Annotated in this window: 18 protein-coding genes and 1 pseudogene; 15 read left to right on the top strand and 4 right to left on the bottom strand. The window is 42.7% G+C overall.

The genetic code is table 11. The features are described from left to right. Positions 1-191 precede the first annotated feature (191 nt). Together cadX and BU200_RS07710 are read right to left on the bottom strand one after the other, a co-directional pair. Positions 192-530 carry a Cd(II)/Zn(II)-sensing metalloregulatory transcriptional regulator CadX gene (gene cadX / locus BU200_RS07715; protein WP_000711078.1) on the bottom strand — a complete coding sequence of 113 codons (339 nt, stop codon included), beginning with the start codon at positions 528-530 and terminating at the stop codon, positions 192-194. A gap of 11 nt (positions 531-541) precedes the next feature. Then, a complete protein-coding gene (locus BU200_RS07710) occupies positions 542-1,156 on the bottom strand; it encodes a CadD family cadmium resistance transporter (RefSeq protein WP_044668935.1) in 615 nt (204 codons plus the stop codon). Positions 1,157-1,184: 28 nt separating this feature from the next. Here BU200_RS07710 and BU200_RS11500 point away from each other — a divergent pair, with 28 nt between their 5' ends. Next, on the top strand, positions 1,185-1,370 hold the full coding sequence (locus tag BU200_RS11500; protein WP_002892741.1) for a hypothetical protein: 186 nt from the start codon (positions 1,185-1,187) through the stop codon (positions 1,368-1,370). A gap of 78 nt (positions 1,371-1,448) precedes the next feature. Here BU200_RS11500 and rpmG read toward each other — a convergent pair whose 3' ends face one another. Both rpmG and rpmF read right to left on the bottom strand, forming a co-directional pair. Continuing rightward, positions 1,449-1,598: a 50S ribosomal protein L33 gene (gene rpmG / locus BU200_RS07700; RefSeq protein ID WP_002262412.1), complete on the bottom strand. Its 150-nt coding sequence runs from the start codon at positions 1,596-1,598 to the stop codon at positions 1,449-1,451. 15 nt (positions 1,599-1,613) lie between these two features. Continuing rightward, positions 1,614-1,796, bottom strand: a complete 183-nt coding sequence (rpmF, locus tag BU200_RS07695; protein WP_075099611.1) for a 50S ribosomal protein L32 — start codon at positions 1,794-1,796, stop codon at positions 1,614-1,616. Between the two features lie 316 nt (positions 1,797-2,112). On the opposite strand from rpmF, the gene hisS reads away from it, so the two are divergent. From hisS to BU200_RS10975, 14 genes and pseudogenes are all read left to right on the top strand, one after another. Then, positions 2,113-3,393: a histidine--tRNA ligase gene (hisS, locus tag BU200_RS07690; protein WP_075099610.1), complete on the top strand. Its 1,281-nt coding sequence runs from the start codon at positions 2,113-2,115 to the stop codon at positions 3,391-3,393. A 258-nt stretch (positions 3,394-3,651) separates the two neighbouring features. Then, on the top strand, positions 3,652-6,300 hold the full coding sequence (adhE, locus tag BU200_RS07685; protein ID WP_075099609.1) for a bifunctional acetaldehyde-CoA/alcohol dehydrogenase: 2,649 nt from the start codon (positions 3,652-3,654) through the stop codon (positions 6,298-6,300). A 990-nt stretch (positions 6,301-7,290) separates the two neighbouring features. Then, a complete protein-coding gene (locus tag BU200_RS07680) occupies positions 7,291-8,283 on the top strand; it encodes an acetylxylan esterase (protein WP_075099608.1) in 993 nt (330 codons plus the stop codon). An 81-nt stretch (positions 8,284-8,364) separates the two neighbouring features. Then, positions 8,365-9,072 (top strand): N-acetylmannosamine-6-phosphate 2-epimerase, encoded by a 708-nt coding sequence (locus BU200_RS07675; protein ID WP_075099607.1) that lies wholly within the window; start codon positions 8,365-8,367, stop codon positions 9,070-9,072. Between the two features lie 150 nt (positions 9,073-9,222). Continuing rightward, entirely contained in the window at positions 9,223-10,548 is a 1,326-nt protein-coding gene (locus BU200_RS07670) for an ABC transporter substrate-binding protein (RefSeq protein ID WP_075099606.1), read from the top strand. Between the two features lie 242 nt (positions 10,549-10,790). Then, positions 10,791-11,678 (top strand): carbohydrate ABC transporter permease, encoded by an 888-nt coding sequence (locus tag BU200_RS07665; RefSeq protein ID WP_075099605.1) that lies wholly within the window; start codon positions 10,791-10,793, stop codon positions 11,676-11,678. Between the two features lie 9 nt (positions 11,679-11,687). After that, entirely contained in the window at positions 11,688-12,518 is an 831-nt protein-coding gene (locus BU200_RS07660; protein ID WP_075099604.1) for a carbohydrate ABC transporter permease, read from the top strand. 256 nt (positions 12,519-12,774) lie between these two features. After that, positions 12,775-13,227 (top strand): NanQ anomerase/TabA/YiaL family protein, encoded by a 453-nt coding sequence (locus BU200_RS07655; RefSeq protein ID WP_075099603.1) that lies wholly within the window; start codon positions 12,775-12,777, stop codon positions 13,225-13,227. Between the two features lie 14 nt (positions 13,228-13,241). Next, positions 13,242-13,898 carry a DUF624 domain-containing protein gene (locus BU200_RS07650; RefSeq protein ID WP_075099602.1) on the top strand — a complete coding sequence of 219 codons (657 nt, stop codon included), beginning with the start codon at positions 13,242-13,244 and terminating at the stop codon, positions 13,896-13,898. A gap of 510 nt (positions 13,899-14,408) precedes the next feature. Beyond that, a complete protein-coding gene (locus BU200_RS07645) occupies positions 14,409-15,329 on the top strand; it encodes a dihydrodipicolinate synthase family protein (RefSeq protein ID WP_075099601.1) in 921 nt (306 codons plus the stop codon). A 287-nt stretch (positions 15,330-15,616) separates the two neighbouring features. Then, complete coding sequence (locus BU200_RS07640; protein WP_075099600.1) at positions 15,617-16,525, top strand: ROK family protein; 909 nt, start codon at positions 15,617-15,619, stop codon at positions 16,523-16,525. A gap of 507 nt (positions 16,526-17,032) precedes the next feature. After that, positions 17,033-23,479 (top strand): DUF459 domain-containing protein, encoded by a 6,447-nt coding sequence (locus BU200_RS07635; protein WP_083609381.1) that lies wholly within the window; start codon positions 17,033-17,035, stop codon positions 23,477-23,479. Positions 23,480-23,954: 475 nt separating this feature from the next. Further along, a complete protein-coding gene (locus tag BU200_RS07630; RefSeq protein WP_075099598.1) occupies positions 23,955-24,803 on the top strand; it encodes a MurR/RpiR family transcriptional regulator in 849 nt (282 codons plus the stop codon). Between the two features lie 363 nt (positions 24,804-25,166). Beyond that, positions 25,167-25,341: pseudogene (locus BU200_RS10975) on the top strand (IS5/IS1182 family transposase); the annotation flags it as partial.

The following is a 25,341-nucleotide window of genomic DNA, read 5'->3' as shown; positions in this document are numbered from 1 at the left end:
CAAACGACTGGGATTGCCATCATGGGCTTAGTGCGCCCAAAAATAGGAAAATAAGCAAAAAGTAAGCTTCGAAAGCGAAGCTTACTGGAATTAATGCTTACAAATAGGGCTTACTTAACAACTACTTGAAGTTTTTAGAGGTGCCCATATATAATCCCCCTATAATCATGGAAAAGTAGTAAAAATACTTGTTATCCTAGTTGATTAAAAAAATCTCTGATTTCCTCATCTTTTATAAAATAATATATAATTTTCCCCTCTCTTCTAGTGTCCAAGATGTTTTGATTGGCTAGTTTACGAAGATGGTGGGAGGCAGATGCCATACTGAGATTTAGTAAACAGGCTATATCGCAGACACAGAGTTCTTCGACGGCAAGGAGATAAAAGATGATATTTATCTGTTTATTATCGGTAAATTTTGATAAAATGCGAAGTGATTTTTGGACTTTTTCCTTTTCAAGGTAGTTCGTTGCGGTTGTAACATTTTGTTGATTAATAACATCCACTTGACAGATACTATCTTTTTTCATAATTTTTTCTCCTAGCCTAACACAGCCCATAGCATGTCAAAGCTGTTGTTTTCAATCAGGATATACATCCCCAATCCTAAATAGACAACGGCAATAAACCATCTGCTATATTTTTCCAAAGTTTCTCCAACAGAAGGGACTTGTGCCAATTTTTGGGCAGAAAAAACCAAGAGATAAATCATGACTAGAAAAGTAAGTAAAGTCACTATCAAATTCGCTAAATTTAAGGTGGTAAAATATGGGACAAAGACACCAATATTGTCAGCGCCACAACTTGCAAAAGTAATCATAGCGACTAGAAAAATCAGGTTTTTATTGTCTTTTCGCAAACCATCTTTTGCAATAGCTTCTCCATCAGAATCTCCTAAAAGCAAAACTTTGAGGCCTAGGAAAATTGGAATCAAACCGAGTAAACCTAAAATCTCTTTACTAGGAATATAATTTAAGACAAATGCAAAAAGCAAACTTAGCAATATTAGACTAACAGAGCCTAGAAATTGTCCCAAATAGATGTTAATGATGTCTTTTCTGCTTTTTCTTTTGGCAAAAAATAACATTAGGATAATAAGTAAGTCTACGGCTGTCCCAGAATACAGGATTATTGAAGTAACAACATTTTGAATCATAAAATACCTCATTCAAATATATTTTTGAATGTATTCTAACATTAAACTTTGTAGATGTCAACTTAAAATCCACCAAAATATAGATAAGAAGTTAGTGTACCAAATATTAAAAAGCCCTGCCATAGAAATGATAGCAGGGCTTAACTTCAATATCCAGATGATATATTTATCTAAAAAAGGTAGAGTAAAAGGTAGAGTTTTTATTGATTTGTAGTGCGATATAATGAGTTTCAAAAAATCAAAAATCACTTAAAATCAACATTTTGACGTCTATCGACGTGTACTGAAACCCTTACTTAACCTCAGTAAAAATCACGTGTTTGCGCAATTTTGGTGAGTATTTTTTCAATTGAAGACGGTCTGGGGTGTTGCGTTTGTTTTTAGAAGTAAGGTACAAGCGTTCACCAGATTCTTTGTGTTCAAGTGTAATGTTTACGCGCATGGTATCTCCCTTCTATTATTCAGCTGCTGCAGCTTTGGCGATCTTACGTCCTTTGTAGTATCCTTTCAAAGATACACGGTGAGAACGTGAGTAATCTCCAGTGACTTCGTCAAATTTCACAGTTGGAGCTGCTAATTTGTAGTGTGTACGACGTTTGTTTTTCTTCGCTTTTGATGTGCGACGTGCAGGTACTGCCATTTTCTATCCTCCGTATGATATAAAGGGCGTAAACAGCGATTGGAAATAGAGAAAGATGAATACCCGTATGTAAGCAGTTAAAACTGGAACACCGGTGTCTCTTTTCCAAGCTTTTAGCCCATATTCAACTATAATAATGATATGGATGGCTTTCGCCAACTGTATTAGAATATCATATTTTTTTTGTAAAGTAAAGTTACTTGACAGATTTTTTGAAAAAATTTTTAACAAATAGGAAAATATTCTGAAATATGCTAGAATAGAGAGAAAGTACAGAAAGGAATCGACTGCCTATTATCAGGCGTTAGTCTTCGTTATGAAATTACAAAAACCTAAAGGAACTCAAGATATTTTGCCAAAGGAGTCTGCCAAGTGGCAGTATGTGGAAGAATTTGCCCGCAAGACATTTGGCAACTACAACTACCAAGAAATCCGAACCCCTATTTTTGAGCACTATGAGGTCATTAGCCGCTCTGTTGGGGATACGACCGATATCATCAGCAAGGAAATGTACGATTTCTATGATAAGGGAGATCGTCACATCACGCTTCGTCCAGAAGGAACAGCTCCTGTGGTTCGCTCTTATGTAGAAAATAAACTCTTTGCGCCAGAGGTACAAAAACCTGTCAAGTTATATTATATGGGCTCCATGTTTCGCTATGAGCGTCCGCAGGCAGGACGTTTGCGCGAATTTCACCAGATCGGGGTGGAGTGCTTTGGCTCAAGCAATCCTGCGACCGATGTCGAAACCATTGCTATGGCGGCGCAATTTTTCAAGGAAATCGGCATTCAAAAGATGACCCTGCATTTGAATACCTTGGGTAGTAGCGCGAGCCGTGCTGCTTATCGCAAGGCTTTGATTGACTACTTGACGCCACTCAAGGAGACCCTGTCAAAGGATAGCCAGCGTCGCTTGGAAGAAAATCCGCTCCGCGTTCTGGATAGTAAAGAAAAAGAGGACAAGGAGGCAGTGGAAAAGGCTCCGTCCATTTTGGACTATTTGGACGAGGAAAGTCAGGTACACTTTGACCAGGTTCGTGGAATGCTGGAGGCCTTGGGGATTGAGTATGTTATCGATACCAATATGGTGCGTGGTCTCGATTATTACAACCATACGATTTTTGAATTTATCACAGAGGTGGCTGGAAGTGAGTTGACCATCTGTGCGGGCGGTCGCTACGATGGCTTGGTGGAGTATTTTGGCGGACCGGCAACCCCCGGCTTTGGTTTTGGTATGGGACTTGAACGCCTACTTCTGGTTCTTGAAAAGCAAGGGGTTGCTCTTCCCTTAGAAGAACCTTTGGATGTCTATATCGCTGTCTTGGGGCAAGAGGTTAATGGTAAGGCCTTAGAGTTGGTGCAGGCTCTCCGCAGTCAAGGCTTCAAAGCAGAGCGTGATTATCTAGGGCGTAAGCTGAAATCCCAGTTTAAATCCGCTGACCAGCTAAAGGCGACAGCCCTGATTACACTAGGTGAAAGCGAGCTAGAACAAGGACAGGTGAGGGTGAAAAACAATTACACCCGCGAAGAGTGGACGGTATCCTTGGAAACGCTCCAAACGAATTTCAAAGATATATTTGAGCAGATTAAGAAATAATGATGAGAATCAGGAAAATTCAGATAGATTTTCCTGTTTTTCATTTGTGAAATAAAAAAAGTTTGAGAAAAAAATCACAATGTTGTGATGGAAGTCCTGATTTTTCAAGGGATTGGAGAAAAACCTCACAATCTTTCTAAAAAGATTTTGTGAAATGTTTAACAAACTCTTTACAAGGAGATAAAAAAAGTGTAGAATATATTTGTGAAAAAGTTAACAAATGCAAGTTAACAGAAAACAATTTTGGAGGAACCATAGATGGCTGAGAAAAAAGTATCACCAGAGGAAAAATTAGCAGAAGCTCGTGCACACGTTGATGGGCTTGTTCAAAAGGGATTGGTTGCCCTTGAAGAGTTTCGCCAGCTAAATCAAGAGCAGGTAGACTATATCGTAGCGAAAGCGTCGGTTGCAGCTCTTGACCAACACGGTGTCTTGGCTCAACATGCACAAGAAGAAACAGGACGTGGGGTCTTTGAGGATAAGGCGACGAAGAACTTGTTTGCCTGTGAGCACGTTGTGAACAATATGCGAGGTGTCAAAACAGTTGGTGTCATTGAAGATGACGAAGTAACAGGTTTGACCTTGATTGCAGAGCCGGTCGGTGTTGTCTGTGGTGTCACTCCAACGACCAATCCGACATCAACAGCAATCTTTAAGTCATTGATTGCTCTTAAAACGCGTAATCCGATTATCTTTGCTTTCCACCCGTCTGCTCAAGAGTCATCTGCGCATGCGGCTCGGGTTGTCTACGAAGCAGCAGTGGCAGCAGGAGCTCCTGAAAACTGTATCCAATGGATTACAAAACCATCAATGGAGGCAACTTCTGAATTGATGAAACATGATGGGATCGCGACAATCCTTGCAACAGGTGGTAATGCCATGGTGCGTGCGGCTTATTCATGTGGAAAACCAGCCCTCGGTGTAGGTGCGGGGAATGTACCGGCTTACGTTGAAAAATCAGCAAACATTCGTCAAGCGGCGCACGACATTGTGATGTCTAAGTCATTTGACAATGGTATGGTCTGTGCTTCGGAACAAGCGGTGATTATCGACAAAGAAATCTATGATGACTTTGTAAAAGAATTCAAGTCTTACCATGTTTACTTTGTGAATAAGAAAGAAAAAGCCCTTCTTGAAGAATTCTGCTTTGGAGCAAAAGCCAATAGTAAAAACTGTGGCGAAGCAAAATTAAATGCAGATATTGTTGGAAAACCAGCTGTATGGATTGCGGAGCAAGCAGGCTTTAAAGTACCAGAAGGAACCAATATTCTTGCTGCAGAAGTGGCAGAGGTAGGTCCAAATGAGCCATTGACACGTGAAAAACTATCACCAGTTATCGCTGTCTTGAAATCAGAATCTCGTGAAGACGGTATGGAAAAAGCGAGCCAAATGGTTGAATTTAACGGTCTTGGTCACTCTGCGGCTATCCATACAGAAGATGAGGACTTGGCAAAAGAATTTGGAACACGTGTCAAAGCTATTCGGGTTATCTGGAACTCTCCATCTACTTTCGGTGGTATCGGTGATGTTTACAATGCCTTTCTCCCATCATTGACCCTCGGCTGTGGTTCTTATGGCCGTAACTCAATCAGTGATAACGTAAGTGCGTTGAACTTATTGAATATTAAAAAAGTGGGAAGACGGAGAAACAATATGCAGTGGTTTAAAGTTCCATCAAAAATTTACTTTGAACGCGACTCAATCCAATACCTCCAAAAGATGGCAGGCGTTGAGCGTGTAATGATTGTGGCGGATGAATTGATCGTCAAACTTGGTTTTGTTCAACGGGTTATCGAACAATTGCAATTGCGCGCTAACAAAGTCATGTACACAGTGTTCTCAGATATTGAGCCAGATCCAGATATTACAACGGTTGAACGCGGTGCAGAAGCGATGAAATCATTTGCACCAGATACGATTATTGCGATCGGTGGTGGTTCTGTAATGGATGCTGCGAAAATTATGTGGCTCTTCTATGAACAACCAGAAGTGGACTTCCGCGATTTGGTACAAAAATTCATGGATATCCGTAAACGTGCCTTCCGCTTCCCAGAATTGGGGCAAAAAGCCAAGTATGTTGGTATTCCAACCACATCAGGTACAGGTTCAGAAGTGACACCATTTGCCGTTATCTCTGATAAGAAAAATAACCGCAAATACCCACTTGCTGACTACTCATTGACGCCAACCATTGCGATTGTGGACCCAGCCCTTGTCTTGACTGTTCCAGGCTTTGTAGCAGCAGATACTGGTATGGACGTCTTGACGCACGCAACTGAAGCCTATGTTTCTCAAATGGCCAATGACTATACAGACGGTATTGCGCTACAAGCGATTAAACTTGTCTTTGAAAATCTTGAAAATTCTGTTAAGAACGCAGATTTTGCTTCTCGTGAGAAAATGCACAATGCGTCTACAATGGCAGGTATGGCTTTCGCCAATGCTTTCCTAGGAATTTCGCACTCTATTGCTCACAAACTAGGTGGACGTTTCCACACTGTTCACGGTCGTACCAATGCCATCTTGCTTCCATACGTTATCCGTTACAATGGTACACGTCCGGCCAAGGCAGCGACATGGCCTAAATACAATTACTACCGTGCAGATGAGCGCTACCAAGAAATTGCTCGCATGCTAGGCTTGCCAGCTTCAACTCCAGAAGAAGCCGTAGAATCATACGCAAAAGCAGTATATGACCTCGGGGAACGCGTTGGAATCAAGATGAATTTGAGAGAGCAAGGCGTTGATGAAAAAGAATTGAAGAAATACTCACGCGAGTTGGCTCTTCTTGCCTATGAAGATCAATGTACACCTGCAAATCCACGCCTTCCAATGGTGGATCACATGCAAGAAATCATTGAAGATGCTTACTATGGCTACAAGGAACGCCCAGGTCGCATCAAATAATTGAAGCTCTTCCAATAAATAGATAGAAGGAGTAGGATTGAATCGTGATACCACATCTTGATGATCCTCACTCCTTTTTAAATAAGATACGAGAGCGTTAAGCAACTCCTAGACAAAATAGGCGGCCGAACCGAAGCGGTTCGCTTCGTCGTGAGACCCCCACAAAGGCAACTAGATTGTAGTGATAGCTACAATCAGATGCCTACTGTGATGTTTTCTGAATTTACTCAACTTTCTGACTAGGCTTTGTCAGTGAGTTGTAGCTCGAGTTCAATTAAACAAGATACAAGGGCGTTAAACGAGCAAAGTAAAAATAGGAGATTGACGACGTGTTCAATTCTAAGATACAAAGGGCGTAAAAAGCGAATGAAAAATAGGAAATACGCCGAAGAAGTCTCTGCTTCTAGGTGTATTTATCTTTTTTCCGAGCTTTTAGCCCGTGTTCAATTCCCCAAGATACGAGAGCGTTTGACACGAGTTTCACTCGTTTTATCTCCAACCTTCCACAGTCTATTCCTAGACTGTGGAAGCAACTAAAGTTGCAACAGTTGCGTCTCTTTTTTACACAGCTCTTAGTCCGTGTTCAATTCCCCAAGATACGAAAGCGTTTGATACGAGTTTCCCTCGTTTTATTTAGTCAATCCTCTCTTAATTTGAATAGTGTTTTAACCACTTCGTGTTTGCCCTCTTTTAGGTAGAGAGGAACAGCTACTCATTTTCTTCAAGAGATTTTTGATTTCTTTTGAACCTAGAAAAGCTTCTCTTATCTAGTGAAATACCTATTTATTATTAAGAGAGGTCTATCTTTAAGGAGGAGCATTTCTATTTCGATTATTGTAGTCGCCTAAAAGTAGTTTCAAAAAGGGCGTGCATTCACTAAAATGAGGCTTTTTTGAAAGTATTTTCTTTTTATGATTAAAACATTGAAATTATTTTACAAAGTGGTATACTAATTGTAAAGGCTTACATAAATTGTAGAAAGGTATAAAAATGGAAGTTTCTACATTACTAGAGGAAATAAGAACCTATCGTGGACGTGATGAGCTACCGGCTGATTTCGATGACTTTTGGAATCAGGCGATCGCAGAGCTAGAATTTCCGGTAGCCTATTATTTGGTTGAAAAGGATTTTGGTCTTCCGAGCGTGGATTGCTATGAAATCCAATTTGATGGAACGAATGGTGGGAAGATTTACGCTCGTATGGTCTTGCCTAAGGGAGCTGAAAAGGTTCCAATTATTTTCCATTTCCACGGCTACATGGGGCGCAGCTTGGACTGGTCAAGTATGCTGCCTTATATCACAGCAGGCTACGGCATGGTATCCATGGACGTGCGTGGTCAGTCAGGCTATTCGCTAGACGGTCCAAGAAATGTTCGGGGCAATACTGTCAAGGGTCAGATTATCCGTGGTATGGTTGACGGAGCAGACCAGCTCTTTTACAAGGATGTCTATCTTGATGTTTACACCCTTGTAGAGTTGGTGGCGTCTTTGGAAGGTGTAGATGAGACGCGTCTGTCTAGTTATGGTGCCTCACAAGGCGGGGCTCTAGCTCTTGTGGCAGCAGCGCTCAATCCTCGTATTACAAGTACGGTTGCCATTTATCCTTTCCTCTGTGATTTTAGACGGGTCTTAGAGTTTGGAAACACTAGCGAGGCTTATGATGAGCTTTTCCGCTACTTTAAGTTCCACGATCCCTTTCATGAAACAGAAGAAGATGTCTTTGGGACTTTGGCCTATATTGATGTGAAAAATCTTGCGCACCGTATCAAGGGTTCGGTCAAGATGATTACGGGGCTAGCTGATGATGTCTGCTACCCAATCACCCAATTCGCTATGTACAATCGCTTAGAGTGCGAAAAGGAATACCACTTGATGCCAGAATATGCCCACGAAGCTATGTTTGTCTATGCCGATAACAAGGTGTTCAACTGGCTCTGCGGTACGCATTTTGAAAGTAAGTCATTGCTTACAGAATTTAAGTAAGCTCTTTGGTGGAGAGTGAGGCAGCTAGCCTTATTTTTGCTACTTAAAAGAAAGCGCTTTAAAAACAAAAAGGAGGAAGATATGGCAACCATAACAAAAGATGAGTTGATAGAGCAGATGAAGGATGGCATTATTGTATCTTGCCAAGCTCTTCCGCAAGAACCGCTCTATACGGAAACTGGAGGAGTGATGCCTCTTCTTGCAAAAGCAGCAGAAGCAGGCGGAGCAGTTGGGATTCGTGCCAATAGCGTACGAGATATAGAGCAAATCCAGCAAGTGACGGATTTGCCGATTATTGGGATTATCAAGCGAGATTATCCACCACAAGAGCCTTTTATCACAGCAACCATGAAAGAAGTGGATGAACTGGCGGCTCTGAACATTGCAGTTATCGCTTTAGACTGTACCAAGCGGGAGCGGTATGATGGCTTAACTGTTGCAGAGTTTGTCGCGCAAATTAAGGCTAAGTATCCAAACCAGCTCTTAATGGCAGATATTAGTACGTATGAAGAAGGACTAGCTGCGGTGGAGGCAGGTGTGGACTTTGTCGGGACGACTTTATCAGGCTATACAGCTTATAGTCGTCAGGCAGATGGTCCTGATCTTGACTTGATTAAAAACTTGTGTGATGCAGGAATAGACGTTATCGCAGAAGGTAAGATTTACTACCCTGAAGAGGCGAAGATCATTCATGATTTTGGTGTTCGGGGAATTGTTGTAGGTGGCGCCATCACACGTCCAAAGGAAATCACCCAGCGTTTTGTTGCTGCTGTGAGCCAGTCAAAATAAGATAAGCATAGGATGGAGTTGCCAATGGAACTTGGGAACCCATTCACTATAAAGAACTATTCAAAAAGAGGAGAGGATGCCATAGAAAAAAGAAGATAGGTTGTTGTTATCACTATTCATATGAAGAATCAAATCAAAAGGAGAAAAAGAATGAAATTCAATAAATTAGTATGCTCATTGTTGGCAGGTGCCTCTGTTTTAGCCTTGGCTGCATGTGGCAATTCTGGTGGTAGCGCTGATAAGAAAGATGCGTCGGATAGCTCTGGTAAGACGGAAATTACATGGTGGGCATTCCCAGTGTTTACTCAGGAAAACTCAAGCGATGCAGTAGGTACCTATGAAAAATCGATTATTGAGGCCTTTGAAAAAGCAAATCCAGATGTAAAGGTGAAGTTGGAAACGATTGACTTTAAGTCTGGTCCAGAAAAAATCGTCACAGCTATCGAAGCAGGAACAGCGCCAGATGTCCTCTTTGACGCACCAGGGCGCATTATCCAATACGGTAAAAATGGGAAATTGGCTGATTTGAACGACCTTTTTACGGATGAATTTGCCAAAGATGTAGCCAATGAGAACATTATCAATGCGAGCAAGGCGGGCGATACAGCCTATATGTATCCAATCAGCTCTGCACCATTCTACATGGCGATGAACAAGAAGATGCTTGAAGATGCTGGTGTAGCAGATCTTGTCAAAGAGGGCTGGACAACTGCTGATTTTGAAAAAGTATTGAAAGCGTTGAAAGACAAGGGCTACACACCGGGTTCACTCTTTGCAAGTGGTCAAGGTGGAGACCAAGGAACTCGTGCCTTTATTGCTAACTTATATAGCGGTTCTGTAACGGATGTTGCTGTCAGCAAGTATACAACAGATGACGCGAAATTTGTCAAAGGTCTTGAAATGGCTTCAAGTTGGATTCAGGATGGACTTCTATCAAATGGTTCTCAATTTGACGGTGGAGCAGATATTCAAAACTTTGCCAACGGGCAAACATCTTATACCATTCTTTGGGCACCAGCACAAAATGGTATTCAAGGAAAACTTTTAGAAGCAAGTAAAGTTGAAGTGGTAGAAGTACCATTCCCATCTGATGAAGGAACTCCTGATTTGGAATACTTAGTAAATGGTTTTGGTGTCTTTGATAATAAAGATGAGAAGAAAATTGAAGCATCTAAGCGATTCATCCAATTTGTCGCAGATGATAAAGAATGGGGACCTAAAAATGTACAACGGACAGGTGCCTTTCCAGTTCGTACCTCATTTGGTAAATTGTATGATGACAAACGGATGGAAACCATCAGTTCTTGGACTCAATACTACTCACCATACTACAATACAATTGATGGCTTTGCTGAAATGAGAACACTCTGGTTCCCAATGTTGCAGGCTGTATCAAATGGAGATGAGAAAGCTGAAGCTGCTTTGAAGACATTTACTGAAAAAGCAAATGAAACCATTAAAAAAGCAACAAAATAATCAGCTCAATAAGACAGAAGTTTATCTAGTGGATACTAAGGGATGAAGCAAAAGGGAGTTCTTTGGCTCCCTCATCCCGACAAGGTATCATCTTCCCCCTTTTCTCATCCATTTAAAGGGGGCTTATTTTATCAAAGTGAGGCGGAAATACCATGAAGATGGTGGTTTAGTTTACTTTAGTACTAGACGACTATATCGGTTGTTATGCCTTCTCGTATCTTACATAAGGAGAGGTGTTTAATGTGAAAGTTAATAAGATAAGAATGAGAGAAACGATGGTTTCCTACGCATTTTTAGCACCGGTCTTAATTTTCTTTGCTATATTTGTATTAGCTCCGATGATCATGGGATTTGTCACCAGTTTCTTTGATTATTCGATGACAGCTTTTCAATTTGTCGGCTTAGAGAACTACAAACGGATGCTCCAGGATCCTATCTTTATCAAGTCCCTACTCAATACAGTGATTATTGTAATTGGTTCTGTACCAGTCGTGGTCTTTTTCTCTCTATTTGTGGCGTCCCAGACCTATAGTCAAAATGTGATTGCCCGTTCTTTCTATCGTTTTGTTTTCTTCTTACCGGTCGTTACAGGGAGTGTAGCGGTAACGGTTGTGTGGAAATGGATCTACGATCCTCTATCGGGGATTTTAAATTTTGTCTTGAAGTCCAGTCACCTGATTGAGCAAAACATTAGCTGGCTTGGTGACAAACATTGGGCGCTACTTGCGATTATCGTGATTCTTTTGACCACTTCTGTCGGTCAGCCAATCATCCTCTATATCGCTGCTATGGGAAATATTGACAATTCTCTTGTGGAAGCGGCGCGTGTAGATGGTGCGACTGAATTACAGGTTTTTTGGCAAATCAAATGGCCAAGTCTACTACCAACAACACTTTATATCGCTATTATCACAACGATTAACTCTTTCCAATGTTTTGCGCTGATTCAGCTCTTGACATCAGGAGGACCGAACTATTCAACCAGTACCCTTATGTACTACCTATACGAAAAAGCCTTCCAGCTCTCTGAATATGGCTATGCCAATACCATGGGTGTCTTTCTTGCAGTCATGATTGCCCTGATCAGCTTTGCCCAATTCAAGATTCTTGGAAATGATGTGAAATACTAGGAGGAAAATATGAAGCAGAAAAAATTAACTCCATTTACAGTGATTTCAACCATCATCTTGCTCTTATTGACGGTGCTCTTCATCTTTCCGTTTTATTGGATTTTGACAGGTGCCTTCAAATCTCAACCAGATACGATTGTCATCCCACCTCAGTGGTGGCCTCAAACGCCGACTGTGGAAAACTTTGAGCGCTTGATTGTGCAAAATCCAGCCCTCCAATGGATGTGGAATAGTGTTTTTATCTCACTTGTGACCATGCTGTTGGTCTGTATCACCTCATCCCTTGCCGGCTATGTGCTAGCAAAGAAACGCTTCTACGGTCAACGGATTCTCTTTGCAGTGTTTGTTGCGGCTATGGCATTGCCAAAACAGGTTGTCTTGGTACCTTTGGTACGAATTGTCAATTTCTTGGGAATCCATGACACACTGGCTGCGGTCATTTTGCCGCTCATCGGTTGGCCTTTCGGTGTCTTTCTCATGAAACAATTTAGTGAGAATATCCCGACAGAGCTTTTAGAATCTGCCAAGATTGATGGTTGTGGAGAGGTTAGGACATTCTGGAGCGTTGCCTTTCCAATTGTCAAACCAGGGTTTGCTGCCCTTGCTATCTTTACCTTTATCAATACATGGAATGACTACTTCATGCAGTTGGTGATGTTGACCTCCCGTCAAAATCTGACCATCTCGCTTGGGGTTGCGACCATGCAAGCTGAAATGGCAACGGATTATGGGCTTATCATGGCGGGAGCAGCCATGGCAGCTGTTCCAATCGTAGCTGTCTTCCTCATCTTCCAAAAATCATTTACCCAAGGGATCACCATGGGAGCTGTAAAAGGGTGAGATCATTTGAGGGACTACCTTAATTTTAAAGCTGACAAGCGTGGTTACGTCATGGTATAGGCGTTTAGTTTATTTTTAGTACTAGGCAACGAGTCGCAGGTAGTACTGGAGTACAGCAAGACGAGTTAACGAAGTAATAAAAAATATAAACTAAATGACTATAAAGTTGGGCTAATACACAGCTGTGTCTGCTACTCAATGGGAGATAGGGCAATGATTTTAAGAGTGATGAAGCATTAGAAGAGAGGGAGCTGGGATGATTGTTACGCAATTGCAGGATGTGGGACACTACCGTGGTCTTCATCCGTATCTGGATCAGGCGATTGACTTTCTGTTAACACAAGATATGTCAAGCCTTGGTTCTGGTCAATATCTCATTAACGAGGATAAGGTATTTTGTTTTGTGCAGGAGAATCAGCTTAATCAGGAGCTAGATGAGCGCTTTGAATACCACGAGCGCTACGCAGATATACACCTCTTACTCGCAGGTCAAGAATTGGTACGCTATGGTCAGATAGTCGAGGAAGTGGTTCAGGATTATGATGAGACAAATGATATTGGCTTTGTCCGCTGTCATCTTACAACCCCAATTCATTTGACCGAAGGAAGCCTTGCGATCTTTCTGCCAAATGAACCGCACCAGCCCAACCTCTATGATCAGGCGGGTGAGAGTGTGCGAAAATGTGTAGTAAAGGTGCTGATGTACTAAGAGGGAGGCGAGAAATGAGAGATAAGAGTATGCAGTTATTGTCCTCTATTTTTGATACGGATAATTGGCTGATGAGGTTCTGTGAAAAAATCTTGGATTTGGTCACGGTGAATCTCCTGTTCCTGCTTTCTTGTCTACCACTTGTGACGATTGGGATTGCCAAAATCAGTCTCTATCGAACCATGCAAGAAGTACGGCATAGCCGTAGAGTGGGTGTTATCCGCCTTTATATCGCTACTTTTAAGGCAGAGTGGAAGCACGGCCTTGCTCTAGGTGGTATCGAGCTATTCGTGACTGCTATATGTGTGCTAAACCTTTTGCTGTTGCGTGGGCAGACTGCCCTGCCCTTTCAGGGGCTGAAAATGGTTGCTTTCGGGGTCCTTTTCCTACTCCTGATGATCATGCTCTATGCCTACCCTTTAGTAGCTAGGTATGAACAAGGTCTACCAAAGCTGCTACAAACTGCTCTTGTTGTGGCAGGTCTACACTTCCCTTGGACCTTTGGCATGCTTGCTTTCTTAGCCTTACTTGCCTTTCTATTGATGGGTTCTAGTTGGACCCTTGTCTTTGGAAGTATGTTCTTTTTATTGGCAGGATTTTCCAGCCTAGTCTATATTCAATTAGCGATTCTTGAGTCAATTTTTAGAAAGTATGATCGCTCGACAATATAAAAGGGAGTGGGGAGAACACCATCCATTGAAAAAGAGTTCCCTTATCCCCACTCATTACATTTAAGCTGGAGGGTGAAACAGTCTATTCCCAGACCGCTTTACTCCATCCTGCACAGTTGCTTCAGTTATATTGGGAGCTTCAAGTCAACAAAGATGAATGACACTTACTCCGTAAGTTTCATTTCCTACCTTCAACGCTATCATAGGCGTTGACACAATCAATACTGCGTCAAGCTATTTTTACTTATATTCTTTGAAAATCAAAAGGATACCTTGTCAAGAGTTTTGGTGAGTGAAAGGCTCCAGTGGAGGTTTTCAGCCTGTTCCCTTAAAACAAGAAAGAACAGAGTTCTATCTTTGGCTTATAGGAAATTGGCTATCCTCATCTTACCTCCAACCTTCAACTATCTCCCAGATAGTTGAAGCTCGTCTCTTTTTGATTTTCGTTGAGTATGAACTATTTTTACAAGTCTGGACTTTCTGCCCAGCTTCTATATAGTGGAGAAAAAAATGAAAAATTTAGAAAAATATCATGGAATTATCCCAGCATTTTATGCCTGTTATGATGAAAATGGTGACATCAGCCGTGAGGGCGTTCGGAGCCTGACCCAATACTTCATTGAAAAAGGAGTGCAGGGGCTGTATGTCAACGGTTCTTCAGGAGAGTGTATCTATCAGAGCGTGGAAGATCGCAAAGTGGTCTTGGAAGAAGTCATGGCGGTGGCTAAGGGTAAATTAACGATTATTGCGCATATTGCTTGCAATAATACTAAGGACGGGATCGAATTGGCTCGCCATGCGGAAAGCCTCGGGGTAGATGCGATTGCAGCTATTCCACCGATTTATTTCCGCTTGCCGGAGTATGCAGTGGCTCAGTACTGGAATGATATGAGTGCGGCAGCTCCAAATACGGATTTTGTGATCTACAATATTCCACAGCTGGCAGGCGTAGCCTTAACCACTAGCCTGTACAAAGAAATGCTCAAAAATGAGCGTGTGATCGGGGTGAAAAATTCCTCTATGCCAGTGCAGGATATTCAAACCTTTGCCAGTCTTGGGGGTGAGAACCATGTAGTTTTCAATGGTCCAGATGAACAATTCCTAGGCGGTCGTCTAATGGGGGCAGTCGGTGGTATCGGTGGTACCTATGGTGCGATGCCAGAGTTGTTCCTCAAGCTCGATCAGTTGATTGCGGATAAAGATCTAGCGACAGCCAAGGAACTGCAATTTGCTATCAATGCGATTATCGGACACTTGACTGCTGCGCGTGGTAATATGTATGCAGTTATTAAGGAAGTTTTGCGCATCAATGAGGGCTTGAGTTTGGGTGGTGTGCGTGCACCATTGACTCCGGTCTGTGACGAAGATCAAGAAGTGGTTGAAGCTGCAGCACGCTTGATCCGTGAAACCAAGGCACGCTTTTTGGGGTGAGATAGTAGCTGTATTATAGCCGTTTAGTTTATTTTTAGTACTAGCTCAAACAGTCTGGGGAGAGACTGTTTGAGGTGGGAAATGAAGAAAACGAAGTTTTCGTTAAAAGTCGCAGGTAGTACTGGGGTACAGCAAGACGAGTTAACGAAGTAATAAAAATATAAACTAAATGACTATAAAAAGAAAAGTATCTGACAGCCAAAAGGAAAGGACTCTATCAGTACAGGGATTGTCCTTGGCTAGCAATCCTGTGTCTCAATAAGAGAAAGAAGTGGAAGAGGTAGCTCATGAAAAGGTATGTTGCCATTGATATTGGTGGTACTAATATCAAATATGGTTTGATTGATGAGACAGACCAATTGTTGGAAAGTCATGAAATGCCGACAGAGGCTCACAAGGGTGGCCCGGCAATTTTGCAAAAGGTTGCAGGGATTGTCTCGGACTATCTGGAAGAGAGCAGTCTTGCAGGCATTTGCCTATCTTCAGCAGGTATGGTGGATCCTGATAAGGGCGAAATTTTCTATGCAGGTCCGCAAATCCCAAACTATGCGGGTACCCAGTTCAAGAAAGACTTGGAAGCGCGATTTGGGATTCCCTGTGAAATCGAAAATGATGTCAACTGTGCAGGACTAGCAGAAGTTATCTCGGGCAGTGGTAAGGGGGCGCAGGTAGCTGTCTGCTTGACCGTGGGGACGGGTATTGGGGGCTGTCTCTTGGTTGACGCTCAAGTTTTCCATGGCTTTAGCAATTCAGCTTGTGAGGTCGGCTACCTCCACTTACCAGAGGGCGCTTTCCAAGATTTGGCTTCAACGACTGCCTTGGTTCGCTATGTCGCTGAAGCGCATGGTGATGATGTAGCTGACTGGAATGGCCGACGCATTTTCCAAGAAATGGAAAGGGGCAATCTTCTCTGCCAACAAGGGCTAGACCGTATGGTACATCACTTGGCTAAGGGCATTGCAAATATCTGCTATGTAGTCAATCCAGAAGTAGTTATTCTGGGCGGCGGTATTATGGGACAAGAAGCGATTTTGAAACCCAAAATCGAAGCGGCTTTGAAAGACAATCTCGTACCAAGTATCGCCGACAAGACGAAGATCGCCTTTGCCCAGCACCAAAATACAGCAGGCATGCTTGGAGCCTATTATCATTTTAAAACAAGATACGAGGGCGTTAAAAAAGCGACTGAAAAATAGGAGACTGACGTAGTGTTCGATGAGCACAAGGAGGTCTATCTTTTTTCCGAGCTTTTAGCCCGAGTTCAGTTAGACAAGATACAAAGCCCGTTAAAAACTCACAGCGAAATAGGAAATCGAAGCAGGGTGTCTTGCACCCAATGAGATTTCTCTTTTTCACACAGAGTTTAGGGCGTGTTCAGTTAAGATGTGAAGCCGTTAAAAACCGACTGAAAATTAGGAAACATGACGAGTGAAAAGCTCCAGTGGAGGTTTTCAGCCTATTTCCTAAAAGTAGCACATCTGTAATAGCCGCAGCTGACACGAGTTTCACTCGTTTTATTTCCAATTTTTAACAGTCCTCGGTCTATTAAAAGATTGTTAAAGCACATAATGAAAGTAAGCGGTCGAACAGAAGTTTTTAGCAATTTCGTTGTGAACCGACGAGGGTTGAGCGAATTTTAATTCATCAAGATAAGGTATAACGTATCGTTTAGTGCTATAATCAGTTCTATTTACGATATTAAGATGACGATAGAAAGTCAAAAAGGAGTAAAAGGAAGAATGAACCAGAAAAAGAATCAGTTTTTTAGTAAAATATGTCAATATTCTCTTAGGAAAACAAGTTTGGGTGTGGGTTCGGTTTTAATTGGTATTTTTATAGGAACCAGTATGGCACCTGTTCAGGTAGCAGCTGCGGAAGAAACAGGAGTTCCTGAAATCGGGGCAGATAGTTTAGTGAATAAAACGAACTCTAAGGCTGAAGAGCCTGTGAATAGCTCAGTAGTAGAATCAAATCCTCCAGTGGCAGAGAATGTAGTTGATGCTAATGATGAAAAGGAATCATTGAATTCAGAGAATGTTCAGCCAAGTGCGGTAGAAAATGAAAGCGCTATCCTGGAGAAAGAAGCAAAGGATCAGCTGACTTCACAGCCTGTTAGCCCTGCAGAGGATTCTGCTAATCGTCCAGTGGATGTAAACTTGAAAGCAGCTGAGGAAGCAACTCCTCCTCATTCAGAGGGACAAGCTCTTCCGACAGGAGAGGGGGTAGTACCTACACCTAGGACGGCTGAAACATTAGAGGCTTCGCTCCATGTAGACCCTTTGGCAGAAAATGAAGTTATCAAGCATGAGAACTTATCTGTCAATGAGAGCAATGGAAAACGAATTGATATTACCAGTGATTTAGAGATTTTGCGTACTCTTGATGCTGCAACCCTTTATATGGAATATAAGCAATTAAAGGAAAATCCGGGTTTTTACAATCTATTTTCAGTATCTAGTTCGACCCACCGTAATGAATATATCAGTCTATTTGTCTTTGAGAATGGTGTTCCCGGACTAGACGGTCACAACCAAGATACTTCTGATTTATTTTATAGTCGAAATTATGTAAAGGGTCCTCTTAAATTAAAACCGCAAGAGTGGAATGCCGTTGCGGTGACGATTGATCCAGCTGCAAATAGGGTGCGGATGTATGTCAATGGGGTCTTAAATCGAACTGAAGTCTTGTCCAATGTTCGTTTTGTAAAGGATTTACAGACGGCAGATAGGGTACAATTTGGAGCTACATTGCGAGGAACTAGTGAGAATCACTGGGGAAGTGTTTTTGACATCCGTAATTTTACAGTCTACAATCGTGTCTTAAGCCCAGAAGAAGTTGCAGAGCGTTCCGAACTCTTTAGTCGTTCCCCTCTCCCAGAAGATCCGGCTGTTGAAGGATTATCAGAACCACTTAAGGTGATGACTTCTGGATCAAATGGTGGAAAAAATTTAGAAAATGTCGGCTACTATCGGATTCCATCTTTACTGGTAACAGATAAAGGGACCATTATTGCAGGGGCAGATGAGCGCCATGATACATATAGTGATTGGGGCAATATTGATATGATTGTCAAGCGGAGTACTGACGGTGGAAAAACTTGGTCAAGAACCATAAAGGTGCTTGATTTACAGACCAATCCAAATGCTGCTGATAAAGCAACGGGGACTATTATGTCTATCGATATGGCATTAGTACAAGATCCAGTTACTAAAAGGATTTTTACTATCTATGATATGTTTCCAGAAATGCAGGGAGCTTTTGGTCTACCGAATGCACCAGAAGCTCGATATACAGAGATTGATGGAAAACATTACCCTAATCTATTTAAGGAAGGGGAAGAGAATCCCTATACATTGCGCAATGGAAAGGTCTATGATCCAACTGGTCAGGTAACAGATTATAGGGTAGTGACGGAGAGTAAGACGGCTCCTTATAGCGAGATTGGCGATCTTTATAAAGGAGAAGAAAAGCTTGGTAACATTTACTTCCAGACGAATAGTACGAGTCCATTCCGCGTTGCCAAGATGAGCTATATTTGGATGTCTTATAGTGATGATGATGGTCAAACCTGGTCTTCTCCTCGCGATATTACTGCGACGATTTCTGAGCCTTGGATGAAGTTTAATGGAGTAGGTCCTGGTTCTGGGATTGTTCTGCATACAGGAGAGCATGCGGGGCGTATTGTAGTTCCGACCTATACGACTAATTTCGCTTCCCATTTTAGTGGTTCTCAGTCTTCACGGGTAATTTATTCAGATGATCATGGAGAAACATGGCAATTGGGCAAAGCAGTGAACGATGATCGAACCTTAGCAGATGGGACGGTACTTCATTCATCTACTATGAACCACTCCAATCAACAAAATACAGAGGCAAGTCTTGTCCAACTCAACAATGGCGATCTGCTGATTTTCATGCGCAATTTAAGCGGTAAAGTGCAGATGGCCCGTAGTAAGGACGGTGGAGCGACTTGGCTAAACGATCTAACGAAATTTGAAGATGTGAATGACGTCTACGTTCAGCTATCTGCTACGCGTACTATGCAAGAGGGTCAAGAATACGTTATTCTGGTCAATGCGGATGGTTCGGGACGGAACAATGGAAAGATTCGCTTGGCAAGGGTAGAGGCTGATGGCTCCCTAAGCTGGATAAGGAACAAGGATTTACAGGGTGGTAAATTTGCCTATAATTCTGTTAAGCAGATTTCGTATAAGGAATTTGGTGTTCTCTATGAGCATTCAGATGGGAATGAGAATGACTACAATATCGTATTTAGAAAATTTACCTGGGACTATCTTTTTAGTGACTCGAAAGTAAAGATTACCGAGATTGAAAAAGTAAGCGATGACGTTGTGCGAGTTCGCTTTAGCCATCCGATTCTTGCTGTTCAGCAACCAAGTCTGACCTTGTCGAATGGTCATAAACTTACTTTCCTAAGTCAGGAAGATCGCGATAGCCTCTATTATCAAGTTGCTGCAACAGAAGATTGGGGCAGTGAATTGACAGGAGTTGTCGAGGGGGAGATTGTCCATCTTAATAATCTTCCAGTTGAAATAGCTGGTCGCTTAGAGCCTCGAAGATTAGATGAAGCTCGACCACCAGTGGATGAAATTCGCTTTGAGGAAAAATATGGTTCACGAATTGGCGAAGCCTTTGATACAAATACTGAAGGGAATTCATGGGTATTTGTAGGGGGTAAGAATGTCCAAAGTCGTTTTGATCAAACAGCAGGTATCCGGAACTTTGTGGGACAATTTGAAGAGTATATCCGCTGGACAAAGAGCGGCAATGAGAATGGTCGTGAACGCTTTGTGATCAATACGGCGAAGGCAGGTAAGGGGATAGCGGATATCGATCGGGATTTTGACAACTTGGTTGATGCTTATGCCCCACGGGTCGTTGACTATATGCTGGGCGAAGAAGACTATCAAAAAGGGGCAGACTATCTAGCTACCTTTAAAGAAAGACTTCATTCCTTTATCGAAAAAGGGCTTGCTCTAAGGGCGGATGACGGCTTTGTGGTCTTGCAGTCACCGCATGCTTTCAAGGATTCCTCTAAAAATAGTCAGATAGCTCTGTACACGCAGGCGATGAGGGAAGTGTTGGCAGACTACTATAACGATCCACGTAGAAATCGTCTCGTTTTTGCTGACCATTACTACCATACTGACACACCTGCATTTAAAGAAAACTTTTTACAGGAAGATCGTTTGACGCTGAAAGGGGAGGGAGAACTAGCAAGACAGCTAAGCTATTTTACGATTAAGCGTACGGATGCTTTCCCTACTGCAGAAGCTGAAGCTCATTTACAGCCTCTTGACCAAGCCAAGTCTTACTTGGAATTGGCTCCAGCTGCGATCTATCGGAATAATCGCTTGGAAGTGACGGTTCCCGAGGTGGACGGCGTGGCTAATTGGAACTACACCTTACTAATCGGTGAGAGACAGGTCACTGATAAGGGGCTGGGAAATCAGTTTGCGATTACAGGTTTGGAAGATGGACAAACCTATGAATTGATTGTGAAAAGTGCAGATGGTAGCAAGCAATTGGCGATCGTTGGCGGACAATCTATTGACCAAGAAGTGGCTCAAAAAGTTTCATGGGCAAATGAGCAAAATCAGGAAATTCAGGACAAATTAGCAAGTGCTAAGCCGCTGACCTGGTTGTTTATGGGAGATTCTATTACACACGGGGCTCTATGGACAAAGGGCTATGACAGTATGCCTCAATTATTTGAAAAATATCTCCTACAAGATTTGCATCGTGAGAATGATATTGTGATCAACACAGCCGTATCTGGGGCGACTAGTGCAGACACTGTTCGCCGAATAGAAAGGCGTTTGGAACAGTATCAACCAGATGTTGTCATTGTGATGTTGGGAACAAATGATAGTCTCGTTGTTACTCCAGAAGAGTATAAGGAGCATTTACAGGCGATTGTTGCGAAAGCCAAGCTCAAGAATGCTAGTGTAATCTTTAGGACACCTACACCAACTAAAGTGACCGAACGCTCTGCTGCCCTCCCAGCATTGATTGAGAAGATGAGGGAAGTAGCAGCTGAAAACCAGCTACTCTTGATAGACCAGTATACTCCATTCAATCATTTATTGACCAGAACCCCTTATCTATGGGAACCGAAGTATACTTACATGGCAGATAGACCAGCCTTGCATCTAGGAGCAAATGGACATGCTTATCTGAATAGTTTGCTGATTGGAGCAATAGGGGGAAATCCTTATGCTAGTAGCCTTGGGAACTTGGCTTATAAGATTGATGAGGTGGAGCATTATCACGCTCACAAGCCAGACTTTATCCTGCGGGATCATCAGGTTGAGATTGACCTAGATAAGATCATAGAGGCAGTAGGTCGTCCTCTGGCAGATATTCTTGTTTCTATCCATAAAGATGGAAGTAACAAGGTGGTTGAAATCGAAGGGGTGAGTGGCACGATTGCTTCAGGTCGTTTAGATGAGGGGAGCAATTACTATCTTGTTGTAAGGGCAAGAGAGTCTGAAAGCCCTGTGACCAATCTATTGCGCTTGAACTATTTCAGTATAGGAAAATCAGCAGAAAAAACACCTAGCTTGGAGCGCTTGATCAATGATGAATTAACCCGTCATACCTTGCTGGATAAAGGGGTAGAATATACAGCTCCGACAGTGGAACGTTACAAGAATGCCCTAGCAGCCCTCCGTTTTGCCAAGGTAGATCAGTTGCCACAAGAAGAAGTGGAAGCCTTGGTTAATGAAGTTTACCAAGCGCGTGATGCGTTAGTGGAAAAGAGAGATAAACTGGGCGTAAGTGACTTTTCAGATATGGTAGCTGTCGCTCAACCCGATGCGGAGATTGCGAAGGCTTTTGATCATAGTCTAGACAGTTTGTGGCACTCTCCTTGGAATGGGAATTTTCAGAATCAGAAGCTCGAATTTCGCCTACGAACACCTGTGGAGTTGGAGCGCTTTGAATATGTTCCGCGGGAAAGTGGATCTAATGGACGCTTTAGGTCTGGAGTATTGAGGGTGACGGATACAGCTGGTCAGGTTCATGAGTTTCCATTTAGTGATTGGGCAGATACGAGTAGTACGAAGGTGCTTAACTTCTCAGAAGGGTTGGTAGCAACTGCTTTAGAATTGATTATGAATGAATCCCATGGCTCACCAGCTAATCAATTTGGGTCAGCGGCGGAATTCCGTTTTGTGCCAAAGGTTTACCCAGATCCTGCCTTAAATGACGAACCGTACCAGACAGCTCTAGCAACTGCTAAGAGGAGAAAGAGTGATGAAGCTAAGCGGGGAATTGCTGCGGTCGAAGCACTGTATCAAGAACTGGCTAGTCATCATCTATTGACAGATAAGGTTTTAGAGAACCTTGTTGAACGGTTGAATGCGATTCAATCCGACCCATTTATGGATTGGTTTGCGGGAGAACATGGTGATCTGGATGGAGACGGTCATGTTGATGAGGTTGATGTCCGTGCCTGGTTGCGCGATGGAGAAAAGCCCCTAGGTCCTTATGCCAAGGAAGTGGTGCAAAAACATGCTCTTCCATTTGAGACCATTCGGCGCCTGAATGCGGAATTACCAATTGGAGTGGAACGGTTGGTACAGGCAGGTAGAAACGGGGAGCGACTGGTCAAGATGAGAACCCTCATCTTAGCTGGCCGTGAGTTGAGAGAAACGGTTTCAGATGTGGTAGCTCTCCCAGCGCTTGTAGAAATTATTGAAGTAGGCGCTAAGCAAGCAGATCCGACACCATCTTACCGCGAAGAAAAACAAATTGTCGAAATTCCTTTTGAAATTCTACGTAAAATCAATCCAGACTTACTCCAGGGAGTAGAGAAGCTGGTCCAAGTAGGAGAGATAGGGGAGAAAGTAGTGACGTTCAGAATAAGCCTTGTGGATGGGGTAGAGAAAAGAGAAATTATTTCTGAAGTGGAAACTAAGATGGTCAGACATCAGATTGTCGAAGTTGGGAGTAAGCCAGCACCAGCGGTAGATTCCACCTCAATCAAACAAGTCTCTTCAGAGAATGCGCAATTACCACAAACCGCTGGCAAAGCTGGCGTAGGTAGCAGTATCATGGGTCTACTTGCTGCGCTAGCTTCCTGTGGTCTTGCCGCCTCTTCTAAAAAGAAGATACGAAAGCGTTAAGAGCACAAAGTGCCCCTTAGGTAGTAACAGCCACTTCTCTGACTGTCTGTAAAGCAGGGATAGCCAGCGCTAGCTACGGAAAATTAGGAAATCTGCCACAGAGACTAGAGAGTTTGCGGAGTAAACTTCTATTTTCCGAGCTTTTAGTTCTCATATCTTGACCTTGACAAAGCTTTCTTTTGATTATAAGATTGGTTGAGAGAGAGCTTGTGATAAGCGGAAAGTGAGGAACTGCGGAGCAGTTTTCAACGGACTTGTCGGGCATGCCAGACTTGGAGATGATCGTCTCCAAGTTTGCCCTTTTTACGGTGGTGCCAAGAAGAATTGAAACTCCGTAGAGAATGACTACCGTCCACGACACTTGAAGATAAGGACTAATGCCCTTTTATAGGGGGTATAAACATTAACTTTCAGTCCTTATAGGGGAATTGTAACCTGATATATTAGTATAACGATTAGAAAGAGGGAAAGAGATATGGTCTCGTTAGAAAAAAATGTGATTCCGATGATTGAAGCGGTTTACAGTGAGTTTACGCACAGTGAACGGAAGATTGCAGACTATTTTCTCACAGACGCTATGGTGGATGATGAATTGTCTGCCAAAACGGTTTCAAAAAGGCTCTATGTCTCTCTGGCTTCACTGACGCGCTTCTCCCAAAAATGTGGTTTTTCAGGTTACCGGCAGTTTGTCTATGCCTTTCAGGAAGTCGGTGCAAGTACGGATTCTCCTCATATCAACCGCAACTTGACCAGACATGTTTTATCCGATTACGGTGAGCTCTTGAATAAGACCTATTCGCTGATTGACGAAGAACAATTTGTGCGGGTAGGACACCTCTTAAACAATGCCAAGCGGGTCTACATCTACGGTCAGGGAAGTTCAGGTCTTGTTGCACGCGAGATTGAATTTCGCTTTATGCGACTAGGAATGGCTTGTAAGGCGGTCACCGATGATCATATGATCCGGATGAACAGTGTAACCCTCAATGAGGAATGCCTCGTCATCGGCATTTCTGTCTCGGGAGAGACCCTAAGTATTATCAATGCGATGCGAGATGCCCATAAAACAGGTGCTAGCACGGTTCTGCTGACCTCAAAAAATCGCCATCATTTGCGGGACATCTGTGATGAGTTGGTACTCGTTGCCATCAAGAAAAATCTCGCCCAAGGGACGAGCATTTCTCCGCAGTTCCCCGTGCTTGTCGTCATGGATATTTTCTATGCCTATTATACAGATTTAGACCGAGATGCCCGCCGTCAACTATTCACCAACACGCTTTCAGCTTTACAAGTCACGAACGATATGGTCGAAAATGAGAGATAGAAACTTTCTATCTTTCATTTTTTGATGCAACAATAAACAAGTTCCGAGGAGAAAAATACCCAAGCGAACCTACTTGATATATGGATGGGGGACATCATTGAGAAAAGTTATAGCCGTTTAGTTTATTTTTAGTACTAGGCAACAAGTCGTAGGTAGTACTGGGGTACAGCAAGACGAGTTAACGAAGTAATAAAAATATAAACTAAATGACTATATCAACTAGACACTACCTGCGACTCGTCGCCTTGCTCCTCGTTTCAAGAGGAGCAGGGCTATTTTTTGTTTTCTGGGGACCTCTAAAAACTTCCTAAATTTCCCCAAAATGAGATAATTGGGGAATAAAAAGTAATGAGGAGATCTGTCATGCATTTATTCACAGACGATGAAAAAATCTTGTCAAAACTATCAGAGAAAGGCAATCCCTTAGAACGTTTGGATGCCGTTATGGATTGGAATATCTTTCTTCCTTTGTTGTCAGAGTTATTCAGTCGTAAAGATAAAGTCATCAGTCGTGGCGGTCGTCCTCACCTAGACTATC

It is taken from the genome of Streptococcus acidominimus (genome assembly GCF_001921825.1).
GTDB classification, from domain to species: domain Bacteria; phylum Bacillota; class Bacilli; order Lactobacillales; family Streptococcaceae; genus Streptococcus; species Streptococcus acidominimus.
This window is presented reverse-complemented; position numbering and strand designations above follow the sequence as displayed.